This is a genomic window from Aquimarina sp. AU119 (assembly GCF_900312735.1).
Taxonomy (GTDB): Bacteria; Bacteroidota; Bacteroidia; order Flavobacteriales; family Flavobacteriaceae; genus Aquimarina; species Aquimarina algiphila.
In genome coordinates, this window is sequence record NZ_OMPF01000014.1 from 643639 (window position 1) to 662110 (window position 18472).

Annotated in this window: 20 protein-coding genes; 3 read left to right on the forward strand and 17 right to left on the reverse strand. The window is 33.0% G+C overall.

The features are described 5' to 3' along the window. Positions 1 to 149 precede the first annotated feature (149 nt). From DK442_RS13585 to pdxA, 14 genes are all read right to left on the reverse strand, one after another. On the reverse strand, positions 150 to 1214 hold the full coding sequence (locus DK442_RS13585) for a hypothetical protein (protein WP_160114172.1): 1065 nt from the start codon (positions 1212 to 1214) through the stop codon (positions 150 to 152). A gap of 142 nt (positions 1215 to 1356) precedes the next feature. Further along, positions 1357 to 3162 (reverse strand): hypothetical protein, encoded by a 1806-nt coding sequence (locus DK442_RS13590; RefSeq protein WP_235010957.1) that lies wholly within the window; start codon positions 3160 to 3162, stop codon positions 1357 to 1359. Between the two features lie 289 nt (positions 3163 to 3451). After that, positions 3452 to 3907: a 3-oxoacyl-ACP synthase gene (locus DK442_RS13595; RefSeq protein WP_109436411.1), complete on the reverse strand. Its 456-nt coding sequence runs from the start codon at positions 3905 to 3907 to the stop codon at positions 3452 to 3454. A 95-nt stretch (positions 3908 to 4002) separates the two neighbouring features. Beyond that, positions 4003 to 4680: a monofunctional biosynthetic peptidoglycan transglycosylase gene (gene mtgA, locus DK442_RS13600; protein ID WP_109436412.1), complete on the reverse strand. Its 678-nt coding sequence runs from the start codon at positions 4678 to 4680 to the stop codon at positions 4003 to 4005. A 17-nt stretch (positions 4681 to 4697) separates the two neighbouring features. Continuing rightward, positions 4698 to 5819, reverse strand: a complete 1122-nt coding sequence (locus DK442_RS13605; protein ID WP_109436413.1) for an FAD-binding oxidoreductase — start codon at positions 5817 to 5819, stop codon at positions 4698 to 4700. 159 nt (positions 5820 to 5978) lie between these two features. Further along, complete coding sequence (locus tag DK442_RS13610) at positions 5979 to 6566, reverse strand: HD domain-containing protein (RefSeq protein WP_109436414.1); 588 nt, start codon at positions 6564 to 6566, stop codon at positions 5979 to 5981. Between the two features lie 96 nt (positions 6567 to 6662). Further along, a complete protein-coding gene (locus tag DK442_RS13615) occupies positions 6663 to 8345 on the reverse strand; it encodes a CocE/NonD family hydrolase (protein ID WP_109436415.1) in 1683 nt (560 codons plus the stop codon). 180 nt (positions 8346 to 8525) lie between these two features. Next, positions 8526 to 9509, reverse strand: a complete 984-nt coding sequence (locus DK442_RS13620; RefSeq protein WP_160114173.1) for an AraC family transcriptional regulator — start codon at positions 9507 to 9509, stop codon at positions 8526 to 8528. Between the two features lie 101 nt (positions 9510 to 9610). Continuing rightward, positions 9611 to 10957 carry an acetyl-CoA carboxylase biotin carboxylase subunit gene (gene accC, locus DK442_RS13625; protein WP_109436417.1) on the reverse strand — a complete coding sequence of 449 codons (1347 nt, stop codon included), beginning with the start codon at positions 10955 to 10957 and terminating at the stop codon, positions 9611 to 9613. 91 nt (positions 10958 to 11048) lie between these two features. Then, positions 11049 to 11540: an acetyl-CoA carboxylase biotin carboxyl carrier protein gene (accB, locus tag DK442_RS13630; protein ID WP_109436418.1), complete on the reverse strand. Its 492-nt coding sequence runs from the start codon at positions 11538 to 11540 to the stop codon at positions 11049 to 11051. A 27-nt stretch (positions 11541 to 11567) separates the two neighbouring features. Next, complete coding sequence (locus DK442_RS13635; RefSeq protein WP_109436419.1) at positions 11568 to 12563, reverse strand: beta-ketoacyl-ACP synthase III; 996 nt, start codon at positions 12561 to 12563, stop codon at positions 11568 to 11570. A 171-nt stretch (positions 12564 to 12734) separates the two neighbouring features. Then, a complete protein-coding gene (rpmF, locus tag DK442_RS13640) occupies positions 12735 to 12932 on the reverse strand; it encodes a 50S ribosomal protein L32 (RefSeq protein WP_025743674.1) in 198 nt (65 codons plus the stop codon). Between the two features lie 10 nt (positions 12933 to 12942). Continuing rightward, a complete protein-coding gene (locus DK442_RS13645; protein WP_109436420.1) occupies positions 12943 to 13482 on the reverse strand; it encodes a DUF177 domain-containing protein in 540 nt (179 codons plus the stop codon). Between the two features lie 158 nt (positions 13483 to 13640). Beyond that, positions 13641 to 14717 carry a 4-hydroxythreonine-4-phosphate dehydrogenase PdxA gene (gene pdxA / locus DK442_RS13650; protein ID WP_109436421.1) on the reverse strand — a complete coding sequence of 359 codons (1077 nt, stop codon included), beginning with the start codon at positions 14715 to 14717 and terminating at the stop codon, positions 13641 to 13643. An 86-nt stretch (positions 14718 to 14803) separates the two neighbouring features. On the opposite strand from pdxA, the gene DK442_RS13655 reads away from it, so the two are divergent. Both DK442_RS13655 and DK442_RS13660 read left to right on the forward strand, forming a co-directional pair. Continuing rightward, complete coding sequence (locus tag DK442_RS13655; RefSeq protein WP_109436422.1) at positions 14804 to 15394, forward strand: riboflavin synthase; 591 nt, start codon at positions 14804 to 14806, stop codon at positions 15392 to 15394. Between the two features lie 36 nt (positions 15395 to 15430). Beyond that, positions 15431 to 16168, forward strand: coding sequence for a hypothetical protein (locus DK442_RS13660; RefSeq protein WP_109436423.1), 738 nt, complete (start codon positions 15431 to 15433; stop codon positions 16166 to 16168). Positions 16169 to 16175: 7 nt separating this feature from the next. Here DK442_RS13660 and DK442_RS13665 read toward each other — a convergent pair whose 3' ends face one another. The 3 genes from DK442_RS13665 to DK442_RS13675 form a co-directional block, all read right to left on the reverse strand. Next, positions 16176 to 16802, reverse strand: a complete 627-nt coding sequence (locus tag DK442_RS13665) for a hypothetical protein (protein WP_109436424.1) — start codon at positions 16800 to 16802, stop codon at positions 16176 to 16178. Between the two features lie 78 nt (positions 16803 to 16880). After that, positions 16881 to 17072 (reverse strand): hypothetical protein, encoded by a 192-nt coding sequence (locus tag DK442_RS13670; protein WP_160114174.1) that lies wholly within the window; start codon positions 17070 to 17072, stop codon positions 16881 to 16883. 117 nt (positions 17073 to 17189) lie between these two features. Then, positions 17190 to 17606, reverse strand: a complete 417-nt coding sequence (locus tag DK442_RS13675; protein WP_109436426.1) for a hypothetical protein — start codon at positions 17604 to 17606, stop codon at positions 17190 to 17192. A gap of 472 nt (positions 17607 to 18078) precedes the next feature. On the opposite strand from DK442_RS13675, the gene DK442_RS13680 reads away from it, so the two are divergent. Then, positions 18079 to 18456, forward strand: coding sequence for a hypothetical protein (locus DK442_RS13680; RefSeq protein ID WP_109436427.1), 378 nt, complete (start codon positions 18079 to 18081; stop codon positions 18454 to 18456). Positions 18457 to 18472: the final 16 nt, after the last annotated feature.

Consider the following 18472-nt stretch of genomic DNA (forward strand, 5'->3'; position numbering starts at 1 on the left):
GATTTATGAGGTAGCAATTTAATTAAAATCCTTTTTGTATGCTATTTCTTAGAAGATTTGATTTTTAAAAAAAAATACAAAATTAAAAAAAGCAGTTTTTAGAATTTCTAAAAACTGCTTTTAAACTATATAACTAAATTAAAGTTAGTTTATTTTCTTTTAAAGATAACTTTTTCATTTGGATCACCATCAAGCCCAGTGATTACTAGTTCTCCATCAATAACCTCAACTTTAGCTCCTTCAAAATATAATGAACCATCTGTATATTCTTCATTTTGTTCTGTATTTAAAAGGTTCTCATATTTGAAATCAACAACAGTTAATGTTCCAGCTTCTTCATTAAATGCCCAGTTTCCAGAATATTTGTCATTATACATGTATTCATTAGTATAAACAGCAGTACATGATGTTTGAGATTGTTGTATATCAAGGTTTTTTCCTTTTTCGTCATAGGTTTCATAATAACTACCATCTTCATTTAACACAAAAATCCACTCATCTTTTTCTTCCATATTATATGGAATATCTGTAAGCGTACTTCCGTTTTCACACTGGATGGTAGTAGTATCATTATTTTCAGGATCGGTTGGTTCTTCTCTATCAAAAATCCACTCTCCGACAATTGTAGTGTTACCTCCCCATGACTCTACTTCTACACAAACTTCTTCAATTTGACTTATATTACCTTCGGCATCATAGATGCAAATAGCGTAGCAAAATTTTCCTGGAGACACAGTTTCTTCAAAATCTACATTAATCTCTAATTCACCTTCTTCATTCATTTTAGAGGTAAATAGAGTTTTTTTCTTTCCTTTAATTCCTGATGTTTTGTTTCCATCCCCATTATTAAAAGCAGTACTTGGAATATCAAAATAACCAGGTACTGCATTTCCATTAACATCCTGAAATTGTATATATGCACCAGCAACAGCTCCAGTTGAAGTGAACGAAATGTTGAAACCGTTATTTAAGAAAGCTTCCTTTTGTGCAGTGCTTGTTACAAAATTTAAAGCTCCACTTGGAGAAGGAGGTGTCCCTGTTTCCATTTTAGCACCAGGAATAGTTATCCCACTAGTAAGTTCTGCAACAGGAATTTCACGTTCTTCTGCGTTAGCGCCGTCATCAACGGCTGGACTGTCATCATCACTACTACAAGAAAATAGAAATACACTCACGAACATGATGCTCGTAAAAAATAGGTTTAGTTTTTTCATTTGGGTTTCCTTTTTATATTTATTACCAATTACAATTTTGTATAAAAAAATTAACAAAATGTTCACAAATATAGAATAATTTTTAAAACTTATTAATTTGTTATGTTGTGGTGCTTAGAAGACGATTTTTCTGTTAGAATTTTTACAATTCATCTTCTGATAATACAACTAAAAAATCATCTTTATCCAACTCAATAACTTGGTTCTTATCCAGATTTAAGGTTACCCCAAAATTCTCATCTGCATTCTTACTTTGATTACCTTTTCTAATTCCAAGGCAAATTTCATCACGCAAATCGGCTAATCCAATCAAGTCACCAAAAGTTGTTTTAAGGGGAAATTGATTAGTATATAATTGAATGGACTTTACATAAATCTCACTTCCGTCTTCAGAGAATATATCCTCATAGAATTTCATAATCAAAGGTTCTTCACTCAATTGTGCCAAAATCATAGTGATTAACTTATTACTAATAATAAAATCATCTACATCGGTTTGGGTTATGATTTCCTGATTATCAGAATTAAGAACTTGTGTGATAATTTTTGTATGTACATCTGGCGTAGCCATTTTAATTTTTCTTAAGAGTAAAAGAATAATCAGGGTATCAGAATCAATTCTGTCTGCTCGTTGTTCATTAAACTCTTGTGATAGAATGATAATATTATCATAATCAAATGGATTAGTAGCCTGAAGGCTATCCATTAATAAAGGATCTGCATCGGTGAGGGTAATTTTAAATTCTGAATATATTGTTTTGAGCTCCTCTACACGATTGATAAATTCCTCATTTGGATTCTTGAAATAGATATCAAAAGAAGATCCTTCTGTAAGATAATCAGCAGATTCACTGATAAATATCTCTGCTACACTATGCCAACCTAATATTAGAATAGACTTTTGACCCTGCTCTAATTTGGTGTCTATTAGTTCAATTTTGGAAAATTCATGAATCGATTGTGTTTCAAAATTGATAGTTGAATCGTCTTCTGCAAGAATAATGATCTGATCTTCTGATTTCATTTTGTAATCTCTTCCAGGGCGAAGTGTCATTCCGTCTTCTTCATTATATACCCCCAAAGGAATTCCGTCCTTAAAGTGGAGTGGCAAATCACCAAAACTGATGTTATTCCAATTACTTTCATAGAAATAAATTTCACAACCATCAAATGATAGAATTTCATTATATACCATTTCAAGACCACTAGTCAATGAGGTTTGTACCAATAGTTTACCCATAATTTCCCAGGAGTCCAAAGCAATAATATTTTCGTCATGAAAATAACCAATGAGTTCTCTTTTATCCTCATTAAAAATTTCTGCAATGATTGGTAATTCGTTTTTCCCGTCCTGACATGAAATAATAGCCATTATAGATTTTACTGACTGGACATCAGAATTTATTTTTTCATCCTGAAAAGCACTTTCTGAACAGTTTGCTAATAAAATAACAGATTTTGCGGCTTTTATACTAACCCTTTTTAATTCATTGATATTAGCATAATCCCCGGTGGTGGTGATAATACTTGTTGTCTTTTTATCTGGAATTCGTTTTGCAATTAAATCGTCCATTTCTTCCTTATCCTCATCAGAAAGAATAACTATAGAGGCATAGCTTTCGCTTTCATTTGCCAGAATTAATTCTCTTATAATATCTACTACTCTTTCATTCCAACCCAGTATTAAGGTATGATTCTCTTCTATTACTTTTCCTCTACCTTTTCTAAAATTGTAGAATACTTTTTCTAAGGCTGTTGTAATAAAGGCAATTAACATCGATAAAATTACTACTCCAATAACTCCCGATAAAATTGTAGTAATTTTTAACCAGGTTGGAGCAACATTGTCCTGATTCATATTACCGGGATCAGTCATCTGTAACCAAGTAAGCCAGATGTCATCAAAAAAGTTATCTGTATAAGCTAATTCTGGCCATAGGGATATCATAATCCATCTTAAAAAGACCATTAGGGTGAATAGGACTATAAAAACTACAAATAAACTTACGAAAATTGAGGATCCCCCTCGGTTAAGATACTTCTCAAAACGGTACCTTAGTTTGTCTTTAAAATTTGCTTGCATGGTATATATTAGAATGTTTTTGGTTGGTGTTTTTAATAACAACAAAAAGTAATTATCTCATGACTACCAAAGTAAACAATAAAAATGAAAGAAATAAATTGCTGGGGTAACCGAGATTATGGTTATGTTATTTCTCTATTAAGAACGGCTGATATTAATAGACTTTTGCTATCAAAACTTTACTTCCATTAAAGCTAAAGGTGTCCCCAATAGCTTTTCCCAACAGCAATTTTCCGATGGGTGAGTTGGCTGCAATTGCATAATAGGATTTGTTTTCTACAGATAACTTTCCAACAGAAATACTTATAAAATAATGAGCTTGAGAAGTCATCACTAAGCTTCCTAATCGAATATGTTCTGAAGAAGAAAGGGTAATTTTTGCCAAAATTTCTTGCAATTTTTGCACTTCTGCTAATTGCGCACCTGCTTTTTCACGTTCTAATTGTAACATAGCGCGACCTGTTTCGTGTTTATCTCCAGCAGTACTTTTGGTTTCAGAAGTTAGAGATTCCTGAATACCTTCAATGGTTTTTTGAATACGTTGTAATCGCTCATTTACATAGTTTTGACATTGATCTAATAGTACTGATTTAATCTGGTTAGCAATCATAATGTATTCTGATTTTAATCAATTTTGGGTTTTAATAGAAAATAAAGAGGGTAGCCAAGCATAGGGGGTTTCGTCAAATATCTCAAATAGACCTTTTACTCATCTTTAAGCACTAAAGTACCATAATTACGCATTTGTATAGTAATCCATCGTTTTCTTTTTTGAATATATCCAGAAGCTGGATTTGCTAGAAATTTTATTGGATTAGGAAGGATTGCTGCAATTGCAGTTGCCTGATCTCGATTAAGTGCAATGGCAGAGGTATTAAACCAAAATTGTGACGCTGCTTGCGCACCATAAATCCCGTTACCCATTTCGATGCTATTAAGATATACTTCAAGGATACGTTCTTTACTCCAAAAGGTTTCAATTAAAAATGTAAAATAGGTTTCAAACCCTTTTCGTACCCAACTGCGATGTGGCCATAAGAATACATTTTTGGCAGTTTGTTGAGAAATAGTACTGGCACCACGTAATCGTTTCCCTGATTTATGCTCGGCCATCGCTTTTTCAATTGCTTTTTTATCAAAGCCATTATGTTCAACAAATCGTTGGTCTTCACTGCAGATAACAGCCAATTGTAAATGAGTAGAAATTTTTGATAATTGTACCCATTGATGTTTAATGACATATTCATTGTCGGATTGCCATTTTCGTATGACCATTAATGGAGTGGCAGGGACATTAATCCATTTATATATCAGTACCCAGAAGACACTTAGTATAATAAATGCAATACTGCTTTTAACGATAAAACGGAGTGTTTTTTGCATAACTCAATAAATTTAACTTATAAAAGATCTGCTAATTCTGTGCCAACTAGACTCCCTATAGCAACACCCATTCCGCCTTGACGTACACCACAAAAAACATGCTGTGATAATGGTTTGATTATAGATTTTTTTTGATCTCCAACTCCCATAATTCCACTCCATCTACGATCAATCTCAAATTTGGTATCAGGTAAAATAACCTCATGTAAAATCTCTTCTAGCTTCTTTTGAATCAATTGGGTTTGGCCTAAATTGGTAGTCTCTTCTGTCTTAAAATCTAAGTTGCGACCTCCTCCAAATAGAATTCTGTTATCTATATTTCTAAAGTAATAATAGCCTTTATCAAGATGAAATGTCCCTTTGATATGCAGGTTTTCAATAGGATGAGTGATAAGCACTTGAGCACGAGCAGGTTTTACTTGCTTAATTCCTAATTGTGAAGCAAAACCATTTGTAGCAATTAATAATTTATGAGTAGAAAATGTAAACTGATTAGTTTTTATTTCAACAGCAGTATTATTGTCCTCAAAATTTGTAACGGTACAATTATTAAGAATTTTGATATTAGAATTTTGTGCTTTTTGCAGTAATGCTTCCATCATTTGCCCGGTATTGATCTGACCTTCGAATTGATTAAGAATGTATTTTGGTTGAATGTTATTAAAGTTGAAAATATTCTCTTTACTGCAGAAGACATCACTTTTAAAAATAGGTTTTAATAGGCTGTTGATTTGTTCTATTTTTGAAAGGCAATCTTCATACAATATTTTGTCATGTGTGGTAAAAAGTTCATATCCTCCATATTGTACATAATCAATAATTTGATCTCCTAAGTGTTGGCGTAATAACTGAAGCCCCTGATATCTTTTTTGGATAAGCCGAAGTACTTCTGCTTCAGTATGTGAATTGAGATCATCCAAAATTTCTGATAGACTTCCAAAACAAGCAAACCCTGCATTTTTTGTACTGGCTCCATTGGGTAACATCCCACGTTCTAAAATCAAGATTTTGGCTTTAGGGAATTTGGTTCGTAACCGTAAAGCACAGGATAATCCAACAATTCCACTTCCTATAATGGTAAAATCGATATTGGATAACCAGGTCTTATATTCCCAATAGCTAAGATTCGTCTCGTTCATGCTTTACTTTCGATATGATCAAAAGTACGTCAAAAATGTTCACATATTTTATTTCTTGTTTTAATATTGTTTGCTATTCCTGAAATGTTGTAGAGTATATCAGATTCTAAGAGTAAAGGCTATGTTTCAATATAAGTTCTTGGGTTAAGAGACTTAATTTTATAATTTATGGTGTCCTAAAATTCTGATTAATTTTTCTAAGTTATTATTTTTACCTTTCTCTAAGATATTTTTACCATAAGTGGTCCAGAAGTCATGGTTTTCAAGAAATTCTTTATTAATCATATACCATTCAAAATCATTGATATGGTAGTTGAAATAGATACTCCATTCTTTCCTTAACAATGGGTTTCTATAAAAAAAAGAAGGAGTTCCAATATGCATTAAATCAGCATCGCAAAGTACTTGTGCTAATTTGGTCTTAGGTATTTGTGGTACTTTTGTAGCTTCAATACAATTGCAAATTGTATCAATATGTTTTTTTGACATTCCTTCTTTAATCAAAAACTTTTTGGCAATATTCATGCTTTCTTTTTCATGGTTTTTATAACAAATACTATATCCAGTATCATGAAACCATGCAGCTATGGTAAGCCATTCAATTTCTTCCTCAGTAAGTTTTAATTCTCTTGAAATAAGCAGCACATTTAATACTACATCTTGTGTGTGTTCCAGATTATGAAAAGGTAATTGTTTACAATTTTTTTGTAATATTTTTTCACAATATGCTTCAACTCTTTTTATCATAAGGAATACTTTATATATGTTGTTATTGAAGAAATGGTTACTTTATTTAAGACCCCGAATATTTTGCTCGGGGTCTCTTATATAAGGTATTTTTAGTTATTCCAGAACCGGGATTTGTAAGTATGATTTATATTTTCCTCCCGTATAAATTGTGGTATTCCCCTTGTTTAATATTCCTTTATGTTCTTCTTGTGATTCTACGATATCATTTCCCTGTATCACTAATCTCAATATTTCTCCTGATTTAAATTTAACAGTGGTAGGCCATATCTCTACTTGTACCTCTACAATTTCGTTTGGACTAATTTTCTGGATATGATCATGCGTGTGAAATGGAATCTCTACTGTAGATTTGTTTTTGTCTAATGCACGATGAGATACGCGTAGCCAACCTGAAGCAATCTGACCTTTCTCTTCAGCGGGCCCTTGAAAATGTATGATTTCTCCAATAGTGTTCTCTTTTTGGATACCTACAAACAAATCTATATCATCTGCTATATCAGAACTTACAAATAAATTTAGTTTTATGCTTCCAACAATATCCGTATCTTCATTAAAGTGATACTTAAATATGACCCTTTGTTTTTCTGTAATTAGTTCTGGTTCTTCAATTACTGTTGCATCATAAGAGGTTGTGTTTTCATTAGTATTGGGATGCGTACTCATAGTCATTGTTTCTGCATTGAGATACATTTTGGTTAACTCTCTTCCTAGAATAGGCCATTCACTGGCAGTTTTAACAGATCCTTTGTAAAATGCTTCTCTCAATTCATAGCGAATAGGAGCTTGATTTAAAATACCAGAATCTTCATCTTTTAAAAATTGATCAAAGAACATTTTTTGTCTCGAAGTTGCGTCTTCAGAATAGTAATATTCCCATTTTTTTCTCCCAAAGAGTTCTAACCATTTATTAGGTGATCCGATTTTTTGAAACCCATTGATTGTACCTCTTGTATGAAGCCCATGATCCTGAATACTTACCGCAACATATGCAGGAACCTTAATTTGTGATAGCGTGCTCCCTAAATCCAAATCTTGATAAACCTGTGCTGTTGACAATGGATTTTTATTAATTTCATTTTGCAAGTGTCTATACCCTGTGTTTTCTGAGGAAAGATTACTAAGTATTCTATAATTAAACCAAAGATCAATAAACGTACTAGAGATACCACCATGATATGTTCCGTCACGATATATATCTGTGAACCCTTCATAAGGCATAATGGCTTTAAGATGTGGAGGGTTCATTGAAGCTACTCTCCATTGAGATAGACCAAAATATGAAACCCCATTTAAACCAACTTTTCCTGAAGACCAATTCTGAACTCCTGCCCATTCAATAGCATCATAAAAATCTTGTGCTTCACCACTTTCTAATAGAACAACTGTGCCAGGGGATTTACCAGTGCCTCGACTGTCGACAGCAATAACTACATAACCATTTTTTACCCAATATGCAGGATCAGGGGTTTCAAACGCTGCATATTCTGAAACTTGAACATTACCGTCGTCTTGCGGATCATATTCTGCAGGTAAGTCATCCTTGCCGTAAGGACCTAAAGACATAATTACAGGAAATTGACCTTCTGCATCTGGTCGATACACATTAGCAGATAAAAAGATACCATCTCTCATTTTTATCTGGACATCATTTTCAATTAACATTTTGTATTCGATAGGTGGTATTGGATTACCGGTAAGGTCATCTTCATAAGTACAATTACTTGCTAAAAAAATAAAGACTGTTATTATTAAAAATTTTAATGTGCTTCGTAACATAATAGTGGAGTTTAAATTCTTTTGAGTTTATTTTTGATTAAACTTGGTTACTGTAGTGCACTATTGGATCCAAACAGAAACTAACTTTATGAAAACAAAGTTATTAGAGTGGGTTAAGACATTATGCCTCTAAAAGGTAATTAAATGCTCCAAAAAGCCATAATTGAAGATGGTGACGTACTAAGCTTTATTACTGTTCACTTCACTGGGGAGAAAATTATATTTCTTTTTAAAAATTTTTGAAAACTGACTGAGATTTGAGTATCCAACAATATATCCAATATCAGAGACAGAATATTCTTTTTTTTGAAGTAATTCAAGAGCCTTTTCCATTTTGAAGTTTAAATAATATTGATACGGGCTATCTCCAAAAACCTGTTTAAATAATTGTTTGAACTTACTTAGGCTCATGCCTGCTTGTTCTGCTAATACCGCGTTAGAAGGTTTTTCGTGCCAATTATGCTCTATTGTTTTTCTAACTCTTAACAAGTTTTCTAAATCTTGGGGATTAATATATGCGTCTTTTCCTATAACAGATCTTGCTTCTATTTTCTTGAAAAAGTTAGCTAGAAGTCTTAATACATTAGAGAATAAGGATATTTTATTAATGTTTTCTGAAGATTGAGTAATTTCTTTTAAAATAGTATTAAAATTAAAATCTAAATTTTCATATAAATAGATAGGACCTTGCTTGCCAAAAAACTTTTGGAGATTATTTGCCTTATTTTCTGCGCCCAAAACATTTTGATGCAGCCATTTTTTTGAGAAAGTAATATTGAAAATGCTGACAGGAATATTTGCAGGTATAATTGATTCAGATTCAGTCATTGAAGAATATAGCATAATACTATAAAAATCAAATCCTAATGATTGAACCATAGTATCTATTTTCTCTTTTATGTTTATACTGGAAAAGTAAAAATTAAGTATAAAATGGTCATTGGTTTTTGTTGCTACCCTCTTTAATTTTAGATTACTGGCTAAGGTTACGTTTATAAATGTAATAGCAAGCCCTTCTTGAATATTAACAACGTCAATGGTACCTTTGCCAGATTTTTCTTGTAAAATCAACTTCTTTCCTTTCAATTTTGAAAACGTATTCTTATGGATAACCTCTTGCCATTTTTGAGGGCTAGTTATGCTATAGACTATTTCGTTTTTCAAATCCAAAGCTTTTTTAATAAGTTAAATTACAGATACAATGTCATGTCAGACAGGATCAAATGGTAAAAAAAAGCCTCAGAAATGAGGCTTTATATTTGTAGTTATTTTGGATCTTCCATTTCGAAATCTTCCATAAATTTCGTTGTATAATTACCTGCAACATAATCGGGGTGATCCATAAGTTGTCTATGAAAAGGAACGGTGGTTTTTATCCCTTCTACAACAAACTCATCTAATGCTCTTTTCATTTTATTGATCGCTTCTTCACGTGTTTGTGCAGTAGTGATCAATTTAGCGATCATAGAATCATAATTAGGTGGAATAATATATCCACTATATACATGAGTATCTACTCGTACCCCATGTCCTCCAGGAATGTGTAAATTGGTGATTTTTCCAGGTGAAGGTCTAAAATCTTTATATGGATCTTCTGCATTAATTCTACATTCTATAGAGTGTAGTTGTGGGAAATAATTTTTACCAGAAATAGGGATTCCGGCGGCAACAAGAATTTGTTCTCGTATTAAATCATAATCAACAACCTGCTCTGTAATTGGATGTTCTACCTGGATACGAGTGTTCATTTCCATGAAGTAGAAATTTCGATGTTTGTCCACCAAAAATTCAACTGTTCCAGCACCTTCGTATTTTATGAATTCAGATGCTTTTACAGCAGCTTCTCCCATTTTCTTACGCAATTCATCTGTCATGAATGGCGAAGGAGTCTCTTCAGTAAGTTTTTGGTGCCTACGTTGTACAGAACAATCTCTTTCTGATAAATGACATGCTCTACCGTTGCTATCTCCTACGATCTGAATTTCTATATGACGTGGCTCTTCAATGAGTTTTTCCATGTACATACCGTCATTACCAAAGGAAGCTGCAGCCTCTTGTCTTGCACTATCCCATGCTTTTCTTAGTTCTTCTTTTTCCCATACGGCTCGCATACCTTTTCCTCCACCTCCTGCAGTAGCTTTGAGCATTACAGGATATCCCATTTCATCAGCAAGTTTTTCTGTTTCTTCAAAAGAGTCCAGAATACCTTCACTTCCAGGAATGGTTGGCACCCCTGCAGCTTTCATAGTGGCTTTTGCAGAAGCTTTATCACCCATTCGGTCTATCATTTCTGCACTAGCACCGATAAATTTTATCTCGTGCTCTTCACAAATTTTAGAGAATTTAGCATTCTCAGAAAGAAAACCATAACCGGGGTGTATAGCATCAGCATTTGTGATTTCTGCAGCTGCAATGATGTTGGACATTTTAAGATACGATTCACTACTGGGTGCAGGTCCTATACAAACCGCTTCGTCTGCGAAACGTACATGTAGACTTTCTGCATCTGCAGTAGAATAAACTGCAACGGATTTTATACCCATTTCTTTGCAGGTTCTGATTACTCGCATGGCAATCTCACCTCTATTTGCAATTAGAATTTTTTTAAACATAACTTTTAAAATTTAAAAATCTCAAATTCCAAGTTCCAAATTCCAGTATAACCGGATTTTGGGATTTGTATATTGGAATTTTAAAATTGGGTTATGATGGGTCTATTAAGAATAGTGGTTGATCGAATTCTACTGGAGAAGAGTCGTCAACTAATACTTTTACAATTTTACCAGAAACTTCACTTTCAATTTCATTAAAAAGTTTCATAGCCTCGATAATACAAAGTACATCTCCTTCTTTTATAGTGTCGCCAACTTCTACAAATGTTGGTTTGTCTGGAGATGGTTTCCTATATAGAGTTCCTATAATAGGAGATTTAATAGTTAGGTATTTTGAATCATCCTCTGAAGGACTACTTTCTGTTGCGGCAGGAGTAGTTGCAGGAGGTGTTGTTTGCACAGGTGTTACGGCCTGAGGAGTAACAGGGTTACTAACAGGTAAATGCTGTACAATTGTAGTTTCTTTGCTTTCGTCTGATGCAGTCTTGATGGTGATTTTAATGTCGTCCATCTCTAACTTTACTTCGCTTGCGCCTGATTTGGCCACGAATTTAATTAAATTCTGAATTTCTTTTAAATCCATAATGTGGGTATTGTGTGTTTTAGTTGTTTAGGAGTTATAGGCCCATTTAAGATAAATAGAACCCCAAGTAAAGCCTCCACCGAATGAAGCAAATACTATGTTATCCCCTTTTTTGAGTTGTTTTTCGTAATCGTGTAATAGTAGTGGTAACGTTGCTGAGGTAGTGTTACCATATCGTTGAATATTCATGAGTACTTTACTCTGATCTAGTTCCATTCTTTTGGCAGTAGCATCTATAATACGTTTATTAGCTTGATGTGCAACAAGCCAATTAACGTCCTCACCAGTAAGGTTATTACGTTCCAGAATTTTTGTACTGGCATCTGCCATATTAGAAACAGCATATTTAAATACCGTTTTTCCATCTTGTTGCACAAAATGTTGTCTTTTGGCAACAGTTTCTTCTGTTGGAGGAAGTATAGATCCTCCTGCTTCAATTTTAAGAAACTCCCTTCCTATACCATCAGTACGCAGATATTCATCTTGTAGCCCCAAACCTTCATGATTTGGTTCAAAAAGAGCTGCTCCACCACCATCTCCAAAGATAATACAGGTAGTTCGATCAGTATAGTCAATAATAGAAGACATTTTATCTGCTCCTATGAGTAGGACCTTCTTATATCTTCCGGATTCTATATAACTGGCTGCAGTAGACATTCCATATAAAAAACTGGAACAAGCTGCTTGTAGGTCATAAGAAAATGCATTGACAGCTCCAATTTGAGAAGCGGTATATGCTGCTGTGGCAGCAACAGGGAGATCAGGTGTTGCAGTAGCAAAAATCACCATATCGATTGTTGCAGGATCAAGATTTTTTTTGGAAATCAGATCTTCTGCCGCTTTAATACCCAAGTAAGAACTTCCTTTGTCCTTGTCTTTTAGTATTCTTCGCTCTTTTATACCTGTACGACTGGTAATCCATTCGTCGTTAGTTTCGACCATTGTTGCTAATATATCATTAGTTAACACATAGTCTGGCACGTATGCGCCTACAGCTGTGATAGCGGCTGTGATTTTACTCATATCTTAGTTTTAGTTTCACGAACTACAGCACAAAAATGCCCAAAAAGTCGTTGAAATTACTAAATTATACACAAATATGGCGCAAAATAATTGGATTTTGACACATATTCAACTAAAAACAAAAAAACTCTCACATTTGTGAGAGCTATCTTTAAAATTTTAACAGTATTGTTATGCTACTTCTTCCTCAGTATTATCGATAACAATCTGACCACGGTAATATAATTTACCTTCATGCCAGTGTGCTCTGTGATATAGGTGTGCTTCTCCTGTAGTAGGATCAGTAGCTATTTGAGGAACAGTAGCTTTATAATGCGTTCTTCTTTTATCTCTTCTGGTTTTCGATATTTTTCTCTTAGGATGTGCCATTGCTTAGCTATTATTTATCGTTTAATAAGTTTTTTAATTTATCCCAACGAGGATCCGTTTCCTCATCGTTATCTACTATTGTTTTTTCTTTCGGACTTAATTCTTCTAGTTTTTCGAGTATGTCAGATTTTAATGTACCATTTTCTACACCAGGATGAACTCTTTTAGGAGGCATTGCCAAAACAATGAGTTCATAAATATATTGTTGAACGTTTATTTCATATTCTCCATGCGGTAGAATAAGAATGTCTTCGTTTTCATCATTATATTCTGAACCAAACTTCACTACTAAAAACAATTCGTTTTGAATAGGTAAATCAAAAGGTTCGTTGGTGAGATCACAATTTACATTAACAGTTCCTGAAGCTTTAAACCGAAGCTCAAACATAGTTGTCTTCTTGTTAAACTCCAGATCAGCTTTTATTAAAGCCGAATTAAAGTCATCATACTCAAAATGTTCAAAGAACGTGTTTTCAATTTGATACTCAAACTGGTGTAATCCTTGCTTCAGCCCAACGAAAGGAATGGTATACTCTTTAAGTTGTTTCATTTCATCATCAGTTTCAGACGCCTATCGATTCGATAAAGGCGGGTGCAAAGATAATAAAAATTCGTTATGAAAGTATTTTTGTAAACAAAATTATATCAGATTGTTAGTGATTAATCTGGTTTTGGGTTTTAGGGAATAGATTTTAGGATTTTTTAGGTTTATAATTTCTGCTCTCTCCCTGCTTTATTTTGTGGTTTACGAGGTTGTTTCTTTAATGGGTTTTTGGTCAATTCATTATATTCATTTCTGTTTTTAAAAATTTTAAGTGCAGCGAATACAGCTTCTTTAAAAGAACTGTTATCTGCTTGATTTTTTCCTGCAATCTCAAAAGCAGTGCCATGATCTGGTGAAGTACGTACTTTATGTAATCCTGCAGTATAGTTTACCCCTTTACCAAAAGAAAGTGTTTTAAAAGGAATTAAACCTTGATCATGGTAAGAAGCCACTACTGCATCAAAAGCTTTGTAGTTATTAGATCCAAAAAAACTATCTGCAGCATAGGGGCCATATACTAATTTACCAGAATCATTGATTTTTTGAATAGTAGGTTTTAAAACTTCTTCATCTTCTTTACCAATAACACCATTGTCCCCGCTATGCGGATTAATACCCAGTACAGCGATCTTTGGTTTTGAAATACCAAAATCTTGTCGAAGTGCATTATGGATAGTACTTATTTTTTGTTCGATAAGTTCTGGGGTTATGGTTTCAGCAATATCTTTTACTGCAACATGATCTGTAAGTAAACCAACCTTTAGATCATCAGTGATCATAAACATTAAGCTGTTTCCGTTTAATTCCTGATCCAAATAATCAGTATGTCCTGGAAATTTAAACTCTTCTGACTGGATACTATGCTTATTAATTGGTGCTGTTACCAATATGTCAATATCATCATTTTTTAATGCCTTGGTGGCCGCCACAAGTGATTTAATTGCATAACTTCCCACCTTTTCGTCTTCCTGTCCAAAATTAATACTTACTGATTCTTTCCAAACATTCAATACATTGATCTTTCCGTCAAGGATTTGAGAGGTTTTATCGATGCCATGTAAATTGGTATTACTTTTATAGTGTTTCTTGAGAAAAGAAAGAATTTTTACAGAGGCAAAAATTACCGGAGTACAGAAATCTAACATTCGCGAATCTTCAAAAGTTTTGAGAACCACCTCGCTTCCTATGCCGTTAAGATCACCTATCGAAATCCCTAATCTTATTTTTTCTTCTTTCTTCATTATATAAACTACTTTATCAGTATTTTTGAATCTTAAAATCAAGACTCAAACTTCAAGCCACAAATTTAACTAAATAATTCGCATTTATGTTTACAGGAATCATCGAAGAATTAGGAACGATTACTTCTCTACAAATAGATAAAGAAAATCTGGATATTACTGTGCGTGCAAATTTTACTTCAGAACTCAAAATTGATCAAAGTGTAGCGCATAATGGAGTTTGTTTAACGGTGGTATCGATTAAAGAGGATACATATACAGTAACAGCAATCAAAGAAACATTAGATAAAACTAATCTTAATGATCTTACTCAGGGAGCGATTGTAAACCTAGAACGTGGAATGAAGCTTGGGGCTCGGTTAGATGGACATATAGTGCAGGGACATGTAGATCAAACAGCAGTATGTACTGCTGTCGAAGAAGCAGATGGAAGTTGGTATTTTACTTTTACATACGATGCTGCTTTACATAATATTACTATAGAAAAAGGCTCGATTACTGTTAATGGAGTGAGTCTTACTGTAGTGAATTCTAAAAAAAATGAGTTTAGCGTAGCTATTATCCCTTTTACTTATGAACATACAAATTTTAATACGTTCGAAGTAGGAACTGTAGTTAATCTAGAGTTTGATGTTATTGGGAAATATGTAAAAAGAATTACAGAATTAGGGGTTTAATAACTATTATGGCTATAATAAAAGGGTATAAAACAGATGAAAAATTATTTTCTTTTTATTGTATGTACATTTCTATGGTGTTCTTGCACAAATAATACGATCCTTTTTGAGGATGATTTTGAAAACCAAAGTATAGGTAAATTACCAGGTCATCCTTGGGAAAAAACAGGAAATGGTAGTGTCGTTGTAGATACCTTAAGGGCATTTAGTGGTAAAAAATCAGTACATTTTACTTCAGGAGAAGGGTATAAGAATAGAGCTTTTATAGGGATAGATCATATTTTTCCGGTACAGGAAAATCGCTTTTATGGTCGGCTAAAAATGTATGTAGAAGAAGCTCCCCGTGATGGTATTCATTGGACCATGATTCAAAGTTCAGGAAAAGTGAAAGATCATGATTTTTCATCTGAAATAAGATATGGAGGTCAACATCAGAAAAGGTTAATGGCTAATTATGAAACTCAAGGAGTAAAAAGTGATTGTTGGCAACATTCTCAAACCAAAATTCCAGAAGAAAAGTGGTTTACTCTACAATGGATGTTTGATGGAGAAAAGGATACCATGAAATTATGGCTTAACAATGTATTGATCGAGTCTATTATTGTAGTTGGTCAAGGAGAAGGTTGCGTGTCGAATGAAATCGATGGTAAATGGAAGTTCCCTGTTTTTGAAAATATGCTCATCGGATGGGTTGATTATCAAACTGGAGGAGGAACCCGGAGCATTTGGATAGATGATGTAGTTTTATCTGAACGTATGATTTCAGACAAGTAGATAGAATCTATTGCTTCTCGTATTTGGCATAGAACCATAATTTAGGTGATTTTGAAGGGTTGTCATTTTGGTAATATCCCCACCCTATAATTTCATAAAACCGGTTAGAGACAGTTTCTTTAAAATACTCAATTTTTTGAGGAGTTTTTTCATTGCGTTCCCAAATTATAGTATTATCACCTTCAGTATTTCCTGCATGTATTACAGTTTCGTCTGGTTTTCTTACAACGCACCACATCTGTCCATTCTGGATTTTATTTACACCTTTACTCACTATTTTTTGTCCAGAATCGGGATAAAAATCGGTAATAGTTACTTTTTGAAAATAAGGAGTTTCTGAAGAGTATACTTGCTCTACTTTTATACTATTAATTTGTTTAAGCTGCCTTTTTTGTATGCTGGATAAAGAAATGTGTTGTAGTTCTAATTGTTCTTTGGGGACAGGGTTTTGATCTTCAAATATTAAGAAATCTCCCTTCCAATGGCCATCTAATATGCTAAAAACATTGGCGTAACTTTTATCTTCTTTCGTGACCTTGGGAATATCTTGAATGTTATCAATAGTAATATCATTTTGACAACTACTGACGATCCAAACTAAAAATAAAATATAAGTGAGATGTACTTGTTTCATATAGTAATAAAAGATATAATTTTATACTAAAATAGAAACAGAAGAGTTATAGTAAAGTGTTGAGAAGTAGAATTGTAATTATACCAATTCTACTTCGTTAAATTTAAAAAGTGAAACCCTGTTTCTTTCAATTTTTAAGAGTACTCCTCCTAGATCACTTAGTGTAGAGCAGGATTCGAAATCCAATATTTCACCAAAATATTGACTTTTTGCATCTATTACTTTATACCGCATAATTCTTGATTTGATTTGTTTTCCCATTTTTTTCATTATAGTAGTTCTTTCCCCAAAAAACATACCATAGTGCATCAAATTCTGAAGTAAATGTAACGGTCAACCGTCATTTTTAAAAATAAACTTATCAGGTTTTATTAACAATACTTCTTTTTAAATCATGTTTTGCATCAAGCTTAATACAAAAATCAGGGTCCATAAAATTGTTCTTAACCAGTTGATCTTGATAAGCTTACGAAGTGCAAAAGGAGTGTATAGACTTTTGTTTATTTTCTTGTGAATAGGGACAATAAAAAAGAAGGTGATGACCCAAATACTGTATATAGATAAGCAAATAATAATGTTAAACATTGAAGTGTTTTTTAAGATCTCAATGATACTAATTACTAATTGACCTATCATTAAAGGGATTACTATTAATGTAATTCTTGACGTATATTTTTTATGCCACAGCATAAGTTCTTTATGTCCATAATATGGAAAAGCCGAATAGATAACCAATTGAACTAACCATATCAAAATAACTAATCCAAAATCTAATAGTAGTCGTACTACTTCAAAAATACTCATGTCAGATTAATGCAAGTTCGTTTTAAAATATAGTGATATTCACTTTTATCAATAACTGCTCTTTTCTTGTGATAATGGGGAGAGATTAAAAAGAACAACGGCAAGATAAGAGTTTTTTGTAGCATAGCCTTAGTTTTTAAGATGCTCTTACCACAGTATATCACAGAAGAATTTAATTTTCAATGACTTAGGGGATGTTAAATTTTTCTTATCAGGATCTCAAGCCTTAAATCTGTATACGGATTCTGTCTTTTTTGATGACTTTAAAAATGCTATAATTTCAAAAATATTTAAAATGAATATATTGGAATTATTCCAAATTTTGTAACTTTGTATTGGAATTATTCCAAAGCCAACTGCATCAGTCACTAATTGCTAATTTTAAGAGATTTTCACTTTTTGTTAAGTTAATTTTTTATGGACTTGGCATACGTTTTGCAAAAATATAAATAACAACCCAAATCGTATGACTATGATAATACAGTTACCTAACGCAAATGATTCTTATGTTATGAGTGGTATGAACTATGAAATACAAAACCGAAAATTACAATCGTATAAACATACTTTTGATTATAATTTCTGTAAAAGAAAGTATAATGAGTATGCTCGTATGACGCTGGATCAATTTCGGGAATGTTTGAAAGATCCTCAGAAGTTAGGGGAAATTGGTCATTTATGTTCCTTTATTTTATGGGTTAAAAATAAGGAGAAGCATGAATATAGAGATGCTTTGGGTGATTATGGATTGATTCATTTATTGTTTCATTGTTTAGAGAATAAACACCATGCAGAGATACATGCCGAGTATATCCACGTATTATTTAAGGAAGATATCAAGTTAGTATAGTGGTTAAAAAAAGAAA